The 18,456-nt window shown below is 46.0% G+C and carries 15 protein-coding genes; 10 read left to right on the top strand and 5 right to left on the bottom strand.

What is annotated here, in order from left to right; genetic code table 11:
• Positions 1-12 precede the first annotated feature (12 nt).
• Positions 13-384, top strand: a complete 372-nt coding sequence (locus BFP76_RS01550; RefSeq protein WP_099591407.1) for a VOC family protein — start codon at positions 13-15, stop codon at positions 382-384.
• A 34-nt stretch (positions 385-418) separates the two neighbouring features.
• On the opposite strand, the gene mutS is transcribed toward BFP76_RS01550, so the two are convergent.
• Positions 419-3,076 (bottom strand): DNA mismatch repair protein MutS, encoded by a 2,658-nt coding sequence (gene mutS / locus BFP76_RS01555; RefSeq protein WP_240513955.1) that lies wholly within the window; start codon positions 3,074-3,076, stop codon positions 419-421.
• 78 nt (positions 3,077-3,154) lie between these two features.
• Here mutS and BFP76_RS01560 point away from each other — a divergent pair, with 78 nt between their 5' ends.
• The 7 genes from BFP76_RS01560 to BFP76_RS01590 all read left to right on the top strand — a co-directional run bounded on the left by BFP76_RS01560 (position 3,155) and on the right by BFP76_RS01590 (position 12,129).
• On the top strand, positions 3,155-4,594 hold the full coding sequence (locus tag BFP76_RS01560) for a DUF1800 domain-containing protein (RefSeq protein WP_133117365.1): 1,440 nt from the start codon (positions 3,155-3,157) through the stop codon (positions 4,592-4,594).
• Positions 4,595-4,597: 3 nt separating this feature from the next.
• Positions 4,598-5,833: a DUF1501 domain-containing protein gene (locus BFP76_RS01565; protein ID WP_099591409.1), complete on the top strand. Its 1,236-nt coding sequence runs from the start codon at positions 4,598-4,600 to the stop codon at positions 5,831-5,833.
• 90 nt (positions 5,834-5,923) lie between these two features.
• Positions 5,924-7,702, top strand: coding sequence for an acyl-CoA dehydrogenase family protein (locus BFP76_RS01570; protein ID WP_099591410.1), 1,779 nt, complete (start codon positions 5,924-5,926; stop codon positions 7,700-7,702).
• A gap of 147 nt (positions 7,703-7,849) precedes the next feature.
• Positions 7,850-9,451, top strand: coding sequence for a M10 family metallopeptidase C-terminal domain-containing protein (locus tag BFP76_RS01575; protein WP_165775626.1), 1,602 nt, complete (start codon positions 7,850-7,852; stop codon positions 9,449-9,451).
• 115 nt (positions 9,452-9,566) lie between these two features.
• Positions 9,567-10,634: a GSCFA domain-containing protein gene (locus tag BFP76_RS01580; protein WP_205661344.1), complete on the top strand. Its 1,068-nt coding sequence runs from the start codon at positions 9,567-9,569 to the stop codon at positions 10,632-10,634.
• Positions 10,631-11,404: a hypothetical protein gene (locus BFP76_RS01585; protein WP_099591413.1), complete on the top strand. Its 774-nt coding sequence runs from the start codon at positions 10,631-10,633 to the stop codon at positions 11,402-11,404. The genes BFP76_RS01580 and BFP76_RS01585 overlap by 4 nt, the downstream gene beginning before the upstream one ends.
• Before the next feature lie 32 nt (positions 11,405-11,436).
• Positions 11,437-12,129 carry a hypothetical protein gene (locus BFP76_RS01590; RefSeq protein ID WP_099591414.1) on the top strand — a complete coding sequence of 231 codons (693 nt, stop codon included), beginning with the start codon at positions 11,437-11,439 and terminating at the stop codon, positions 12,127-12,129.
• A 1-nt stretch (position 12,130) separates the two neighbouring features.
• Here the strand turns inward: BFP76_RS01590 and BFP76_RS01595 are convergent, their stop codons facing one another.
• Positions 12,131-12,949, bottom strand: coding sequence for a Stf0 family sulfotransferase (locus BFP76_RS01595; protein ID WP_099591415.1), 819 nt, complete (start codon positions 12,947-12,949; stop codon positions 12,131-12,133).
• Positions 12,950-13,065: 116 nt separating this feature from the next.
• Here BFP76_RS01595 and BFP76_RS01600 point away from each other — a divergent pair, with 116 nt between their 5' ends.
• Positions 13,066-15,024: a glycosyltransferase family 8 protein gene (locus BFP76_RS01600; protein WP_099591416.1), complete on the top strand. Its 1,959-nt coding sequence runs from the start codon at positions 13,066-13,068 to the stop codon at positions 15,022-15,024.
• A gap of 2 nt (positions 15,025-15,026) precedes the next feature.
• Here BFP76_RS01600 and BFP76_RS01605 read toward each other — a convergent pair whose 3' ends face one another.
• Genes BFP76_RS01605 through BFP76_RS01615 form a run of 3 tightly spaced genes read right to left on the bottom strand, consistent with a single transcriptional unit; the run spans position 15,027 to position 18,060 of the window.
• Positions 15,027-16,256, bottom strand: a complete 1,230-nt coding sequence (locus BFP76_RS01605; RefSeq protein ID WP_099591417.1) for a hypothetical protein — start codon at positions 16,254-16,256, stop codon at positions 15,027-15,029.
• A 3-nt stretch (positions 16,257-16,259) separates the two neighbouring features.
• Entirely contained in the window at positions 16,260-17,096 is an 837-nt protein-coding gene (locus BFP76_RS01610; protein WP_099591418.1) for a glycosyltransferase, read from the bottom strand.
• 4 nt (positions 17,097-17,100) lie between these two features.
• Complete coding sequence (locus BFP76_RS01615) at positions 17,101-18,060, bottom strand: NAD-dependent epimerase/dehydratase family protein (RefSeq protein WP_099591419.1); 960 nt, start codon at positions 18,058-18,060, stop codon at positions 17,101-17,103.
• A 213-nt stretch (positions 18,061-18,273) separates the two neighbouring features.
• Between BFP76_RS01615 and BFP76_RS01620 the strand changes: the two genes are divergently transcribed.
• Complete coding sequence (locus BFP76_RS01620; RefSeq protein WP_099591420.1) at positions 18,274-18,456, top strand: hypothetical protein; 183 nt, start codon at positions 18,274-18,276, stop codon at positions 18,454-18,456.

Here is an 18,456-nt window from a genome sequence, read left to right on the forward strand (position 1 = left end):
GGCCAAAGATCAATGCCAATACTGTCCGTGAAGGACGTTTTGAAATCTGCTGATTTTTTCGCTGCAATGGGGTTTGAGATTGCGGGACATTGGAACAATGACGATGGCAGTGTAAATTTTGCCATCGTTCACTTGGATACCGTAACCGTTGGATTGATGCGTGATTTGGATGCACGCGGGTCTGGTGAAAACTGGGTTTCATATTTTTATCTCAATGATATCAATGCTTTTGCCGACCATATTCAAGGAAACGGCATTGAATTGGCGCGTGAAATTGTGGATCAAGTATATGGCTGTCGCGATTTAGAAGTCATCGATTTGGACGGAAACCGGATGTGTTTCGGCCAAGATTTGACACCGGGCTCTGCTGGGCCTGGGTTGTGAATTTTGGATATTTGAGCAAAATGGAGACTGGGGTTTAGTCCAGTTTACTCCGTAGCTCATAGATCAGAGCAAGCGCATCTTTGGGTGTTAGCTCATCTGGCAAAACCTCGCGTAATGCATTTTCGATCTCAGATTCTTTTGGTGCTGACTGTGCGGGTGTCGGGTTTGCATTGAACAGTGGCAATTCATCCAAAAGCGTTTGGGTTTTGCCGCCACCAGATGCAGCACCGTCTTCGAGTTTTTCCAATACTGATCGCGCGCGTTCAATTACCGCGACCGGCAGACCAGCAAGTTTGGCAACTTGAACACCATATGATCGATCCGCAGCACCGCGTTTAACCTCGTGAAGGAAAATGATGTCACCTTCCCATTCGCGGACCGTCACTGTTGCGTTCACAAGACCAGAAAGCTGTGAAGTAAGCCCTGTAAGTTCATGATAATGTGTCGCAAATAGCGTTCGGCATTTGTTAACATCATGCAAGTGTTCCAAGGTAGCCCATGCAATTGATAACCCGTCATAGGTGGCTGTACCGCGGCCGATTTCGTCCAAAATAACCAGCGCACCTTCGTTCGCTTGGTTTAAGATCGCGGCGGTTTCGACCATTTCAACCATGAATGTTGAACGCCCGCGTGCCAGATCATCGGATGCGCCGACGCGGCTGAACAACTGAGTGACGACTCCGATTTCAGCACTTTGGGCGGGTACAAAGCTGCCCATTTGGGCAAGGAGCGCGATCAATGCATTTTGGCGCAAAAATGTCGATTTACCCGCCATGTTTGGACCGGTTAATAGCCAAGCGGGTTTTGCATCCTCGCCATCTGCGCTGAGATCACAATCATTGGCCACGAACGCATGGTTACCATCACGCCGCAGCGCGGATTCAACAACGGGATGGCGGCCAGCAATGATATTGAATGTGCGATCATTAGAAAGCTTTGGGCGCACCCAATCGTCACCATTTGCAAGGTCGGCAAGTGCTGAAGAAAGGTCAATTTCCGCAAGTGCCTTGGCCGCGACAGATATGGCATCTGATCGTTCTAAAATGAATGAACAAAGTTGCGTAAATATTTGTTTTTCAATTTCTAATGCCCGGCTACCTGCATTTAAAATTTTGGTTTCAAGTTCCGATAATTCAACGGTGGTAAAGCGAACGGCGTTTGCTGTTGTTTGACGATGAATGAATTTATCAGAATATTCTTCGCTCAACATTTTTTGTGCATGGGTTGCGGGCGTTTCGATGAAATAGCCCAGCACATTATTGTGCTTTATTTTCAGCGCATTGATGCCGGTTAATGTACTGTATTCCGCCTGAAATGCAGAAATAATCTTGCGCCCATCGTCACGAAGTTTGCGTGATTCATCAAGTTCATCATTATACCCGTCGGCAACAAACCCACCGTCACGTGATAACAGTGGGGGTTCAGCAATTAACGCGTCGCCAAGTGCATTGAACAATTCGTCGTGGCCTTGCAAATCTTTGGACGCAGTGATCAACACTTGTGGTAATTCATCGGCATGTAAATCGGTGGCCAATTGTGCGCCTTGGGCTAATCCTTTTTGAATGGCTGATAGGTCACGCGGGCCAGCACGATCAAGCGATATGCGTGATAACGCACGATCCATATCGGGGGTTTGTTTTAACGCATCGCGAGCCTGATCTTTGGCGGATGAATTTTGTGTGAAATATCCAACGGCATCAAGGCGTTCATTGATTGTGCTGATGTTGGTGGATGGTGCGGTTAATCGACGTTCAAGCAAACGCGCACCGCCACCCGTGACCGTGCGATCAATTGTGCGCAACAACGTTGAATCGCGACCACCGGACAAATTATGCGTAATTTCAAGATTGCGCCGTGTTGCGGCGTCAATTTGCATCGCGGTGTTTGCGCTTTCTTTGATCGGGGGGCGCAACATCGGCAGTTTGCCTTTTTGTGTAATGGCAAGGTAGTCAACAATTGCACCAAGTGCGCCCAATTCAACGCGGGCAAATTGGCCAAATCCGTCCAAGGATTTAACGCCAAATTGTTTTTGCAAACGATCCGTTCCCGCCGCGCTATCAAAGCTTGCAGGTGAAAGTTCGGTGATTGCGGCACCTGAATCCGATATAACTTCGCGTAACTCTTGGCCAAGAGATTCTGTAATCAACACTTCTTTTGGGGCAAGACGCGCAAGCAATGGACCAAGGGCAATCCGCGGACAGTTTTGCACCAAAAAGTCACCCGTTGAAACATCCGCCCAAGCCAGCGCAAATTCCCCACGCACCTCTGAACAGGCGCAAAGGTAATTATGATGGCGGGCATTCAAAAGGCTATCTTCGGTTAAGGTTCCAGGCGTGACAAGCCGCACAACCCCGCGTTTGACAACGGATTTATAACCGCGTTTTTTCGCCTCTTCCGGTGATTCAAGTTGTTCGCAGACGGCAACGCGAAAACCCTTGCGGATCAGAGTTAAAAAATATCCTTCTGCGGCATGATGTGGAACACCGCACATGGGAATATCATCGCCGTTGTGTTTGCCGCGTTTTGTAAGCGCAATATCCAATGCCTCTGCCGCGTGAACGGCATCATCGAAAAACATTTCGTAAAAATCACCCATGCGATAAAATAATAACGCATCTGGATATTCAGATTTGATTTCCAAAAATTGCGCCATCATTGGTGTGACGGTTGATTTCGATGCAGACACAAACATTCCCCAACTGTGTTTCGCGTGACGATACCCAAACAGCCGCGCCACGAAAAGCGGTTTTTCGGGGGCGACAATGCATTCATGCTAAACGAAATTTTCGACGGACAAGTGGATATGTTTCGTATAATGCTTATGTATCGCGAAACATTGGGAGTGATGGTTTTGCAAATTGATGAACTGGCTGCAATTCGTTTTGGATTTGGTTTGTCTCCAATTCAGGCAAACCCACAGGATGCAAACTCTGTTCTGGCACAGCTAGACGGGGCGGATAGATTTGCCACAAAATTCCCATTATATTCTACCGATCAAGGATTGAGCGCGCTGTCCGATTTTGCAGCGGCGCGCAAAGTTGAAAAAACCGGAACGGCCGAAGGTGCCGCGATGGTTAAAACCCAGAAAAAGGTTTTCCGCCAACTTTCACAACAAGTACATCGCAATCTGTTTGCACGCGCTGTGGATAGCACGGATGGATTTCGCGAACGTCTTGCTTGGTTTTGGACAGACCATTTTTCAGTGTCGGCACGGGGTCGTAAGCTTGGCGTTATGATGCCAACGATGATTGATTCCGCAATTCGTCCAAATCTGGCGGGGAAGTTTAGCGATATGCTGATCGGGGTAAATTTACATCCCGCGATGTTGGAATATTTAGATCAAACAAGCTCGATCGGACCCAATAGCAATTTTGCCCTTAAACGTAAAAGTAAGGGGCTCAATGAAAATTTGGCACGGGAAATGTTAGAGCTTCACACCTTGGGTGTGGGTGGTGGCTATTCGCAAACGGATGTGCGCGAATTGGCGGAATTGCTGACAGGATTGCGGGTTAATGCCAAGGGCGTGCGATATAACCCTGTGTTTGCGGAACCTGGATCGGAATATATTCTGGGTAAATCATATGGCGGGAATGAAGAAGAACTTCGCCATATTAAACAGTTTATGCATGATATTTCGCTAAACCCAAATACAGCCAAGCATTTGGCGCAAAAATTGGCTGTGCATTTTATTTCCGATACACCACCCAAAGATTTGATCGATCAAATGGCCGAACGTTATTTGGCAAGCGATGGGAGCCTTTATGAAATGTACAGCGCCATGTTATCCCATCATGCGGCGTGGGAATCCCCACGCGCCAAGGTGAAACAGCCGTTTGATTTTGTGGTATCGGTTCATCGTGCGATGGGCGCAACCGGCCAAGATATCTTGGCGCTGAAACGTGGACAGTTTAATTCCCGAACCCATGTGCCGATGAATCTTATGGGGCAACGTTTTTTGCAGCCAGACGGCCCAGATGGATGGCCAGAAGATGGCGAACATTGGATTACCCCTGCGGGATTGGCAGGGCGTGTGCAGTTTGCGATGCAAATGGCCGATACAATTGATGATCGCGTCGATCCACGCGCGTTTGTGGTGCAGGCGGTTGGACATGATGCCAGCAATGATATCCATGTGGCCGCCGCGCGCGCGGAATCCAAAATCGAAGGACTGGCACTAATTCTTGCCTCTCCTGATTTTAACAGGAGATAAGCGATGATTGATCAATCTCGCCGCAAGTTTTTGATAAATACTGCTGCGCTGGGCTGTTCTGCTGCGGCAAGCCCGTTGATAACACCTGTTACATTCGCATCCGCACCGTGGGACAACCGACTGGTTGTCATTGTGTTGCGTGGGGCGATGGATGGGTTGGATGTTGTGCGCCCCTATGGGGATAAAATGTTTGCGCAACATCGACCTGATTTGGCAAAAACAGATGCAATTGATTTGGATGGTTTTTATGGAATGCACAGCGGGCTAAGCGATCTTGCCCCGCTGTGGGATCAGGGACAGTTGGCCTTTGCGCATGCGGTATCAACACCTTATCGCAATAAGCGAAGTCATTTCGACGGGCAAGATTTGCTAGAGGCCGGTTACGCCAGTTTGGATGAGCGTCGCCAATTGGGATCAAGTGGTTGGTTGAACCGTATGCTAACCTTGGTGCCCAATGTGGAAACCGAAACGGCCTATGCGGTTGGTCAGGATGATTTGTTGTTATTGCAAGGCGATGCACCGCACGCGTCTTGGGCACCAGGGCGAAGCTTGTTGATGTCCGCCCAAGGTCAATTATTGTTAAACCGCATGTATGAATCCGATCCGTTGTTCCACGCCTCCGCAGAGGTGGCGATTGAATTGACCGAAGATTTGATGGCCATTGGTGACATGGATGGCATGATGGAAGAAATGGACAGCATGCAAGACCAGATGAAAGCCAATAATCAGGCGATTAAACTGGCAAAACGCGCAGGTGCATTGGCGGAATTTGCGGCCGATCGGTTGAACGAAGATAGCCGCATCGCTGCGTTTTCAATTGGTGGATGGGATACGCATCGCAACCAAAAAGTGGTTATTCAAAAACCCCTGTCGCAACTGAGCACCGCGATTTTAACCCTACGCGAAAAACTGGGCGCGAATTGGGATAAAACGGCGGTGTTATGCATGACCGAATTTGGCCGCACGGTGCGCCAAAACGGAACACAGGGAACCGATCACGGCACGGGTGGTGCGATGTTAATGGCGGGTGGGGCCATTCGCGGTGGTCAGGTTTATGGCAATTGGCCGGGGCTTGCGGATGAAAACCTGTTTAACAATCGTGATTTATTGCCCACAGCGGATGTGCGTAGCTATGGCGCGATTGCGATGCGCCATTTATTTGGCATTTCACCAAATGATTTGGAGCGTGTGGTGTTTCCAGGTCTCGATATTGTGGATGATCCACGGTTTATTCTATAACCTTTTGCAAAGGCCGCTGCGTAATTGTTTCTTTTTAAATCGCGCTGACGGATAAATGTGCAAATTTGAATGACCCCAAAGGAATAAACCATGTACGATCCATCCGAAAATGATCTTCGATTTGCTATTCAGCACACTATTGGGCTGGATCAAATCAGCCATCTTGATGCCTTTGCTGATGTTTCCCCCGATTTGGTGGATGCGGTGTTGAGCGAAGCTGCAAAAATCGCACGCGAAGAATTGGCACCCTGCAACAACACAGGCGATACTCAAGGATCAAAATGGAATTCTGATTTTACCGTGACTACACCAGATGGGTTTAAGAAAGCGCATGATGCGCTATCCGCAGGGGGGTGGTATGGCATCGAAATTGCAGAAGAATTCGGTGGCCAAGCCTTGCCGCATTTGATCTCTGCCGCTGTTGGCGAAATGTTCCATTCGGCGAATATGGGGTTTTCGCTGTGTCATTTGTTAACGCAGGGATTGACCCATGCGTTGACAGTATCCGCAAGCCAAGAACAAAAAGAAAAATTCCTTCCGCCAATGGCAGAGGGTCGATGGACAGGCACCATGAACCTGACTGAACCACAGGCAGGTACGGATTTGGCCGCGATTAAATCCACCGCAGTAAAAGAAGGCGATCATTATCGCATCAAGGGTCAGAAAATTTTCATCACTTATGGTGAACATGACATGGCCGAAAACATTGTGCATTTGGTATTGGCACGTGCGGAGGGTGCGCCCGAAGGCGTTAACGGCATTTCCGTATTCATCGTTCCCAAGTTTTTGGTCAATGATGACGGGAGCCTTGGCGAACGCAATGATGTGAAATGTGTTTCCATCGAACATAAACTGGGCATCAATGGATCCCCAACCGCAGTGTTGCAATTTGGCGAAGAAAAAGGCGCAATCGGGTATTTGGTTGGCGAAGAAAACCAAGGTTTGAAAATCATGTTTGGCATGATGAATCACGCCCGTTTTGGCGTGGGTATCCAAGGGTTGTCCATTTCCAACCGTGCATTTTATCAGGCGAAAGAATACGCAAGCGAACGTGTGCAGGGCCGCCCGTTGGATCGCAATGAAAAAGACACGATTGATCACCATCCAGATGTGATGCGTTTGTTGGCAACAATGCGCGCCGAAATCGAAGGCCAACGCGGCATGTCACTATACGGTGCGGCGGCATTGGATCGTGCGCATTATGAATCTGGCGATGACAAGGCATTCTGGACAGAACGCTCATCATTGATGGTGCCAATTATCAAAGGCTGGTTAACCGAACGTTCGTTGAATCTGACGTCTGATGCGGTACAGGTGCATGGCGGCATGGGCTTTATCGAAGAAACGGGTGCGGCACAGCATTATCGTGATGCGCGTATTTTGCCAATTTACGAAGGTACGACCGCGATTCAGGCCAATGATTTGATGTTCCGCAAAACGCTGCGCGACGGTGGTAAGGCGGTCAACGCATTGCTGGCAGAAATCAAAACCGATGCGGAAACCGCGAGCAAATCTGATGATGCGAATATCGCCAATGCGGCGGCGGATGTATTGCGCGGCACAGAAACAGCCATACGCGCGGTTGAATTTATCCTGTCAAATACTCTGTCTCAACGCGAAGCGGCGGCAATTTCTGTGCCATATCTGATGATGATGGGAACATTAACGGGTGGCTGGATGAGCGTGAAATCCGCATTGGCCGCCAAGGGTGCAATGAATGAAGGTACGTGGGATCAAACATTCCTAGACGCCAAAATTTCGCTGGCACAGGTATTTGCAAAACATACCCTGCCAGAGGTTGAGAAATACGCCAAAATCGTATTGGACGGCGGCGCGTCAATCGAAGCAATGGCACCTGAAATTCTATAATAATTTTTTATAACCACTAAAATGGCGCGATGTTTTCGCGCCATTTTTTTTGGCCTAATCACGCCATAATTGTATGGAATGCTTGCCCCAAGCAAAGTTATTAACAATAGTAACCCACGTGAATGCCAACAAACGGGAAAATTGAATATGATTACTGAATGGACGCCGATCGAAGTTGCAGAGTTTATTATTGATGAAGGTTGGGACAGTGCGGCAACGCCTGTTCGATGGAACGTCAGTGCTGGCGATTCCATTAGCGTTCATATTTCTGGAATGAGCAATGAATCACAACAAGTGGCAATGTTGGCATTGGGGGCTTGGACAAGTGTGACGGGGATTGAATTTACGTTTGTAAATTCTGCTAGCGCGGCGCAACTGGATTTTTCGGATACTTCGGGCGGGCCAGTTGGCGGATGGTCATCATCGGGCGGTTATATCATATCGGGATTTGTGCATGTTGATCAATCTTGGATCAATACATATGGCAGCGGTATCGGTGATTATGGGTTTCAAACGTATATCCATGAAATTGGACATGCATTGGGTATTGCGCATCCAGGGCATTATGAAAGTGGTGGTACCACATATGAAACACATGCAGAGTTTTTGAACGACAGTTGGCAGATGACGGTCATGTCGTATTTTTCGCAGACCCAAAATACATATATCGACGCCACGCGCGCATTTGTTGTAACGCCGATGATCGCGGATATTCACGCAGCACAATTGTTATACGGCGACAGCAACACAATCCGTACTGGTAACACCACATATGGTGAAAATGGGAATGCTGGAAATTATTATGACGACATCATTGATGCCAGCGGCCCAGTTACATTTACCATTATTGATGACGGTGGCATTGATACATTGCGTTTGATCAATACGGCGGCAGATCAATATATTGATATGCGTGGTGGTGGTATCTCGGATGTTTATGGTTTGGTTGGCAATATGGTGATTTACACCGATACGGTGATTGAAAATCTCTATCTTGGGCGCGGCAATGATACGGTCACTGGCAACGAGGCCGATAATTATATTCGGGCCAATACAGGCTATGACACGATTTATAGCCTTGAAGGAAATGATACCATCTACGCACAAGATGGCCATGACGCTGTATACGCAGGGGATGGTGATGACATCATTTTTGGCGGTTCAGGAGCTGACATCGCCGATGGCGGTGATGGCGATGATATTATCGAAACAGCGGCGGGTGGCGATGAAATTTATGGTGGTGCCGGGAACGATTATTTAAACGGTAATTCACGAAGTGATAGCATTTATGGTGGAACCGGAAACGACACCTTGTGGGGTGAAGGTGGGCGTGATGATATTCGTGGCGGCCATGATGATGATACCATTTATGGTGGGAACGGTGCAGATATCCTAGATGGTGAATTGGGAAACAACACCATTTACGGCGGTTCTGGGCGTGATGTTTTATACGGCGGATCTGGTGATGACATAATATATGGTGGGGCTGGTGGGCGTGACCAATATTTTGGCGGATCTGGCGCTGACGAATTTATTTATCAAGTCGGTGATAATAATGATCAGATTTATGATTTCCAAAATGATATCGATTTGCTTGATCTTAGCGATTTTTCGGTCGGCAATGTATGGGATTACGCCACTGAAATTGACGGGGATGTGGTTTTTAATTTTGGAAACAGAGACATCTTAACGGTAGAATTTATCACCATTGCGGAACTATCCGACGATGTGTTGATCGCCAGTCCGTAAGGTTAGTTGTGTGAATAACCCAAAGTAGAAGGAATGGTGCTTTTCTTTTTGGTACGAGATCGTTTAAATCTGGATTTAAGTAATTAACTAAGTCAGCATCCAGATAGGAAGCATTATGAACCCGTATCAAAACCTAGATCAAAGGGCGTTTTGGGCGCCTGCAGTTGGCAAACGTGACATGCTCGAAATATCCGAGCTTTGGTCTCCAAAATTCCCGATTAAGCCAAGCAGCAAAGTTGCAACATTTGGCTCGTGCTTTGCGCAACACTTTAGCAAAGCGCTCACTAAAAATGGGTTTCGCTGGAACAATACAGAACCGACACCTGACGGTTTGTCCGATGAAAATGCGCTATTGTATAATTATGGTGTTTTTACCTGTCGTACAGGCAATATTTATACGACTTCGCTTTTGCTACAGTGGACAAAATGGGCGCTGGGCAAGGAAAAACCACCAGCGGAATATTGGGAAAAAGACGGGCGCATTTATGACCCGTTCCGCCCACGTGTAGAGCCAAACGGTTTTGCCAGCGTTGAAGAGATGATTGCGTCGCGTGACATGTGCATCGAGGCATTCAAAGCCGCGATTGTTGATTCAAAAATATTTGTGTTCACATTGGGCTTAACCGAAAGCTGGATCAACAAATCAGGTGGATATGAATATCCAATGTGCCCAGGTACGGTTGCTGGCGATTTTGATGAAAAGGAACATATTTTTGTGAATCAGGATTACAAGTTGATCCACAAAAATTTGACGGATGCGCTGAAACTGATGAAAGAAGCAAATCGTGCGTTGCGGTTCTTGTTGACAGTGTCACCTGTTCCGTTGACCGCAACCATGTCTGGAAATCATGTTCTGGTCGCAACGATGCAATCAAAATCAATACTACGCGCGGTTGCGGGTGACATTGCCACCAACCGTCGCAACGTTGATTATTTCCCGTCTTATGAAATTATCAGTAGCTTTCCGTTTCGCGGCGAATTTTTTGCGCAAAACCTTCGCAGCGTAGAACAACGTGGCGTTGATCATGTGATGGCAAATTTCTTTGCTGGGCTTGGTATTGATGTTGAAAAAATCAAAGCAGACAAAGCCGAACGTACTCAGCGCGCCGCAAAACGCAAAGAAGAAGCAAACGAATTGGTTTGCGAAGAAGAACTACTGGCCGCTTTCGGAGACAAAAAATGAAGATCGCCGCAATTGGTAATAGCCATATTGGTGCATTGAAATTGGGTTGGGATTCAATTTCAAAAAAACACAAAAACGTTGAAATTACATTTTTTGCTGCGGCACGCGAAGCGTTGCGGGACATGGAATTGAAAGATGGAAAATTGGTTCCAACCAATGACGTGTTGGCGCGTCGATTGGAACAATTTTCAAACGGCGTATCGGAAATTGACCCTGAACAATATGATGCATTTTTCATCGTTGGGGGCTGGAAAATTTTTCCGGTGGATAAGCGTACATCATCTGCCGTGCAATCAACCATCGCTTCGGATAGTTTTGAAAACACTGTTGGCGGAAACTTGGCAAAGCTGTTGCGCTCCGCAACCGATAAACCAATTTATTTGGGCCACAATCCATTGCGCGCACAGACCAAAGCATTCGTCAAAGAATTTAAATCAATGTCGCTTAGTTATGCCCAACGTATTGAGGCCGTTCAAAAGATTGCGCAGGAACATTCGGTAACTGTGGTCGCACAGCCCGATAAAACGCGAAGCTCTGAATTTTCGACAGTTGAAAAATATGCGAAATCTTCGGCGCGATTGCGTTCAACGCAACTCAATGATGCAATTGAGGAAAAGAAAAAGCGCAATGAAAAGCGAATTGCGATGGGTAAAAAACCACTCAAAATCGCGAGCCCAAAAAACCTAAGCCATGGTAAAAATGAGAAAAGCCATATGAACGGTGATTATGGTGCATTATATATGTCCGCTTTGTTAAGCACGATGAAATAACGATCCGTGATGGTGTTTAGCTGGAGAATATCGTGAAAAAAATTGCGTTGATCGGGAATAGCCACGCTGGCGCGCTCAAACAAGGTTGGGACGTTATCCGCGGAGAGTTTCCAGATGTGTCGGTTACGTTTTTCAGCTCTGCACGCAGAACACTTGGCCAGCTAGAGGTCAGCGGAGACAAGTTAATTGCAAATAATGATGAGCTAAAATCAAAACTTGCGTTGTCTTCGAACGGATTGGATAGCATTGATTCCAATGCGTATGATGCATTTTTTGTAATCGGTGGCCAAAAAATCTTTGCAGAAGATAATCGCCTGTCAGGTGCTGTTAAAAAACTGCTTATGGAAGATGGTTTTAAAACAAGCGTGGGTGCGGTTGTTGTGTTGCGGTTGCGTCAAATAACACAAAAACCGATTTGGTTTTCACCCAATCCGTTAAAAGCGCATTTTGAAGATTACATTCAACACTGGCACAACAAAGCCATCGCATTTGACGATCGCATTAATCTGTTATCAGAAGTGTTGTCCGAAATAGACGTATCGGTATTTGCCCAACCAAAAGAAACGCGTAATTCCGAATTTTCCACATCAGAAGATTTTGCGCGTCAGCAACCCTCGTCCACACAGGGTAAACGAAATGGTGGCGATCGGGCACATATGAACGAAGCTTACGGCGTGATTTATATGCGTGCATTGGCCCAACATTTGTCGGCGCAATTATCCTAGGCTACTTTAGAATTGATTTGATCATCTCAAAGTTTTCAGCACCAAATCCTTGATTAAGAGCAAAATCAAAAAAGTTTTGCTTTATTTGCGCTGAACGCTCTTTCTTGATCAACTTTTTCAATTTTCTTTCGGCAAGGTTTTTATGTGGTTCAAACCCAGATTTGCGGGCATGTTCGACAATGCGAAGATTGGAATCCGTTTGGTTTTTGGTCAACTCACGAAAATCGATTTTCAAGACTTTGTCTTGGTTCGCGTTCAAAATGGACTGTAAATTTCGCATATGATTAATCACAATTGGCACCTCGCGCCAGATCGCAAAATTTAACAGATCATCGTCTATTTCAGTTTGAGCATATGGATCGGATGCCCCATCACCTTGTGGCAAATGATACATGCCAGTCGTTTTTGCCATCGCGCGCGATATTGATTGATCCAAAATAGATGGGCGCACAACGGAAACCAAATTAACGGCGTCGTATGTGCGATAAGCCCAATCAATTACATTTTGCGCCGCTTGCACGGGGTGGGTTTCTTTTTCACCACCCAACATCCAATTTACGTGATCTGCGTATGAAACCATGAGTTTTAACCCATAGACGTCAGGCGAATTATCGTCCCCGCCCTTTTTCGCGATCAAATCGATGACATCCTGTTCGCTGACCGTTAAATCACCGCCTTGTTTGAATGCTTTCTTATCTTTGCGGATCAGTGGCATCAGATGCTCACCAGGTACACCCATTCCACCCATATCTTGGATGTCTGATCTTAAGAGCGTGCTTCCAGATCTTTGGGTTGCGATTAACAGGGTAAGTTTGGCCATTATAAATTCTCTGTATTGGGAGCTTTGCTTAAGAATTATGAGCAAATTATTTATATTGTTACTACTTTGCAATGGCGACGCTTACCAGTAAAACGGACTAAATTTGAGGGATTATTATGACGAACCATCCGTTGTCTGGGATTGCAATAACGTTAACCCATGCTGGTGTTATGGATCAGTTGGTAAACGTCGTAAATTGGCACTTAAATCAAGGGGTTGAACACGTTTTCATCTATCTTGATCGTCCCTTAAACGATTATTCAGAATTGTTTTCGTCTGATCCGCGGGTTTCCATTACGCATTGCACAATGGATTATTGGAAAACACGGATCAAAGGGCGCGTCATAAGTGTCGAGGCAAAACAAATGTTTGCTTTGAAAACCAGCCTTGATTTGGCCAAAGAAATGGGCATTCGATATGTTGCATCGATTGATAGTGACGAGCTTGTCTATGCGCCCCAACCGCTTGCTGACTTGTTGGATCAACAGCACGAAAATTTTGGGTCATTCATGTTAAGCGTGGTCGAGGCGCGCCATTCCCCAACCAGCGATGTGACGAACCCCTTTGGGGCAGATATCTTTTTGAAACGCAATATTGCCACCACTTGGTTTGGTGCACGAAAGGGCAAGTATTCATCGCTGCAACGCAAAGGCTTTTTTGGATACACGACTGGGAAAACGATTTACAAAATCCCTGCGAACTATGAATCAATTGGCGTGCATCGCCCCAGCCCCAAGAACGATGAATTAAAAGTGTCTAAACTTGAACCCTCGTTTGGTCATATTCTTCATTTTGATTGCGGAAATATTGAAACCTGGCGGGCAAAGTGGACGCAGCGCTTAATCGGTACAACGCTTGCGCGGGGAATGCGTGAAAAGCGTCGTCAACAATTGACGCTGTTTGCCGATGCATACACTGAAGGTTTGATCGCGCTGGAACGATTGTATCGCGCGTTGTTTGTCTTGCCTCAGAGCCAAATTCAGCAACTTGAAAGTAAGGGAAATTTGTTTTCGCCAAACTTGGCGGACACTGATTTTGATCAGCCGTATTCAGCAACAAAAGTCAAAGGGTTTAGCAGTTTTGATATTTGCCCTGAATATCCCGTCTTGCCCAGAAACCCGGTCAAATATCAATTTGCAATGGCTTGTGATCGCAACTTTGTAAAACCTGCGTATGCCTGTATTTTGTCGGTGATGGATAAAATGGACCCAAACCAACCGGTACGGGTATTTTTGCTGGTCGATAGTTTGCTCCCTGAAGATTTTGCACATTTGAATTCGCTCTCAAATGTGTTCAAAAACCTACAGCTACATATTTGTGACGAAACACTTAAGCTGGATCGCGATGTCGGTATCAAAGACAAAAAACGCGCAACATTTTCGCGACTATATTTGCCAGAACACATTCAATCCGGGCGGGTGATCTATATCGATAGTGATATGTTGGTCATGAAAGATATTTCGTATCTGTTCGATATGGATATGGAAAATAACATCGTCGCAGGCGTAAGCGATAGTGCGGCGTTACGGATCAAATATGCCCCCAATCGCATTTCAGCCGAGAAAACGGAACGATTGTCCGACATTGTTGGAGGGCAGGAAAATGTTCTGGATTACCTTAACGCCGGATTGTTGGTTTTGGACATGGATCATCCAGAATACCTAGAGCGCGCATTAAGGGGTTTGGATTTGTTGAAAACAGATGCACGCGCGTTGACCCAGCGTGATCAGGATGCGGTCAATATCGTGTTCAAAGACAAAAAATTGCGATTAACCAGCAAGGTTAATTATATGATTCAGTTTTTCGAAGCGCGATATCGCGATGCTCCTGAAATTTTAGAAATGAAAGAAGAACATAAAGACGCTGAAATTTTTCATTATTCTGGAAGCAAGAAACCCTGGCACACGCATAAATCTCCGTCTAACAAATATATCCAATTGTATCGTGGGACGATTAAAGCCTTGGAACAGAAATGGAATGCGGATTGCGAATTTACGTATACGACAAAGCCTAAAATCAATAAGCCAAATTTGGCACATCGTGCCTATCGTAAGATTTTTCGTTTACCGAATTGATATCAACCGTTTAAACGGCGCCACACTGAAACCATAACCTTTTTGAATTTACGAGTAATGTCGGCGACAAGATAACGTTTTGAACTGTTTGAAAGCCGTGCTTGCAAAATTTTACGTGCACGGCGCAAATCGTCATTAACACCCATTAATCGCTGAGAAATATTTTTATCTGATCCGTTCGTGGTGATGATTTTGTCCAGATTTCTGAATGCAAGTGCGCGTGCACTTGGCCCGCAATGGCGTTCGATTGAATCTGCTAGTACATTCAATTTAACAACAAGATTTGCGTCTTGGGCATTTGGAACAGGCGTGTCGGTATAATGGAGAGTTTTCCATTCTGAAAATTCGGATGCATCAGATTGCATCCAATTTTTGGCAATCCATTCATTTGATGCTTGGTATCTCATGCGTAATTTTTCGGCGGTCTTTTTTGGTAACAAATCAAAATTGTTGTCTTCGCCAGCGTCGTATAATTCGCGTACGATTTTGGTGCGCGTTTCTTTGTTGGTGATGACCAAGCTGTTTAAAATACGTAACGCAAAGCTATTTAACCCGCTTGTGCTTGGGTATTTTGCTGCGTTTTGATTGGACAAGAATGTTTGGGTTTCTGGTGTTAATCCAAGCTCTGCACATAACCAATTCATTAATCCTAAATTGGCAACGATTTCATCATATGATCCAACCCGAAAATTTTTGGAACCAACGATTTCGCGCCACGGTTGGAACCGCGCCTTGTAATCGAAAAGTTGTTCGTCGAGGTCGTTGCAAAATTGTTCAATGCTTCTGATTTCGAAATCAATAAAACCATCCAGCAATTGTTTGTAATAACTTTCAATCCAGCGATCTTGGCGGCGCAATACAAGTATCACGACAATTTTTTCAAAATATTGAAACCGCGCCAAATATTGTTTTGCGGTTACACGGCGGCGCCAAATGGTAAAATTTTCAGACGAAATCAAAACGGATTTTGGCTTTAACCGTTCACAATCCTCGATTAATCGCTGGTGAATGCTTTTTTGTTCGCGGCGATGCGTAAACGCGCCGTGACCAGAATTGGCGCCCGAACGCGTTGTGAGTTGCCCATTTTGCACACCTGCATAATCTGGAAAAAACAAACCCTCGTTTTCCAAAAGATATTCTTGATTTTCGCGCAGAATATTTTGCAGATAAGTTGTCCCTGTTTTGTGCATTCCGATGTGCAGATACAATGTTGGCTTGTTGGTTTTTTCCATCTGTTAATTCACCTTTTTGCGCAAAACGGTGCGATAGAAAAATGCAAGTATTGGGCGTGTCAGTGGAATCCGCAATGGCGCACGAATAAGAAATGATGCAATCGCTGGAAAGACACCAAGCCCCATGAAACGCGGTGCATTGAGAACGAACAAACGGAATTCTGCACGAAAGTAATCTATCCCGCTTCTGCGATGCGCGATGCGATCTGCGTTTGCGTGCAATAGCACCTCGTCTACATTAAAAAGCGTATTTCCTTTGCGCAACATGGTGACCCAAAGTTTGAAATCTTCCATGCGCCCACCGCGATACCCGCCAGCGGCAAGCACGGCGGACTTTGAATAACAACAGTTGTTGTGATTGATAGGGCTGCGAAAAAAGGATGAAAAATTTCGTTTGGTGACATGGCCACGCGGCAGGTTTCGAATTTGTTTGGCCCCATTTGATTGGAACTCTTGTATCGGGCCAGAACATACGGATGCATGGTTTTGATCAAATGCGGTTACCAGCGTTTCAAACCGTTTTGGCAGATTTTGATCATCCGTATCGCACCGCATCACAAGATCAAATTTGCAATGTTGCAACCCTGTGTTCAAGCTTTCGCCAAGCGATGATTTTTCTGTTGCGATTTGGCGCAGAGGTAGCCCGTTTGACAATTTTGCAAGCAATTGATCACGCGCTGCACTGATTGGCCCGTCGATCACCAAAACAATTTCAGTCGCGTGCAATGTTTGCGCGCGAAGTGAATCAAAAAATCGTTTTAGATTTTCATCCGTTTCACCCGCGAAAGTCACCGCAAGCACGCTAAACGGCGGAGCAATATTATGCTGTTGCTCCGCCATTGCGTTATTTCAACAGATTTTTGTAATAGTTGAAGGTCTGTTCCAAACCACTGGAAAGGCTTGTGATGTTTTGCCCAAGCAAAACTTCAACATCAGATTTACGTGCGCTGACTTCGCGCGGTTCTGTTGCCAACAATTCTTTGGCCTCGTCGCGTTGATATTTTAGTGGCTTGTTTGCCGCGGCTTCTAATGCGGCGACCACATCATTAAGCGATACGGTTTCGCCACTTCCGATCATGTTCACTTTGTCGAACGGTTCGCCATTGGTCATACGTTTTGCAAGCGTCGCAACACCGTTACCTACATCGCCAGAAAATACAAAATCGCGACGCTGTTCACCGTCGCCATTTATGGTCACAGTTGTGTCTTGTAATAATGCGCGGGTAAACGCGTGGATCGCGCTTTTCTTTAATTCTGAATGCGTGCCGTACACATTGGTAAAGCGAACAATCGAAAATTCTGCGCCGCGTAGACCAACCAGTTTTTCAAGAACCATTTCTTCGGCCGCTTTGGATGCGCCATAGAAATTTTTCGGGCAATAAACGCTATCGGTATTGATTTCAAATGTACCATCAAACAACGCGCCCGCAGTGGAAATCAGAATAAACCGATCACCCTCGCGTACAGATTCCATCACAAACTGTGCCGGGTCTTTGATATTGGCGTCGATGAAATCAAGCGGGCGATCCTTGGATTCCGCCACACGTGTTTCACCCGCCAGAAAAATAAACGTGCGCGGTGCATCCGCATGTTTGTCCAAAAATGATTTTACGGATTCATCGTTATAATGTGCGATGCATTGTTGTAATCCCAGCTGCTCGTACCCAGAACATGCATTGCTCAGGTTATCAATAACGAGCGGTTTGAATTGAGAAAATTCGGGATTTTGCGCAACCGCGTCCAAAATATTACGCCCCACAAACCCATAACCGCCAACCAAAATCAAAGGATTATCTTGCACCATTTATACACCAATATTTTTGCGCATACCGCGCAGTTACGTTTAGCGCCTTTTCGCACAGCCCCGAAAAGGTTTCAACATTCAAGTGTTGTTGGGTTTTTTTGAAAAAAACACGCATAAGATGTTGTGTAAATCTTTAAATTCGATGGGTTACCTACTATATCGGCGACAACGATGAATCGTGATGTATTTTTAATTTTAGGGGCGATATCAGTAATGACAAAAACTGTACAAGACAAAAAAGCTGCGCAGAAAAAGCTTGTGGAAGATTTGCACAACAAAGTAGAGATTAACGAGCTTCGAAATCGCGATGCTGTGGCGCGTATGGGCATGATGGAGGCGGAGCTTCGCATTTTGCAAATTCGCAAAGAGATTGCGCAATTGGAAGCAACAAAATAA

The organism is Paramylibacter kogurei (genome assembly GCF_002742285.1).
GTDB lineage: Bacteria > Pseudomonadota > Alphaproteobacteria > Rhodobacterales > Rhodobacteraceae > Amylibacter > Amylibacter kogurei.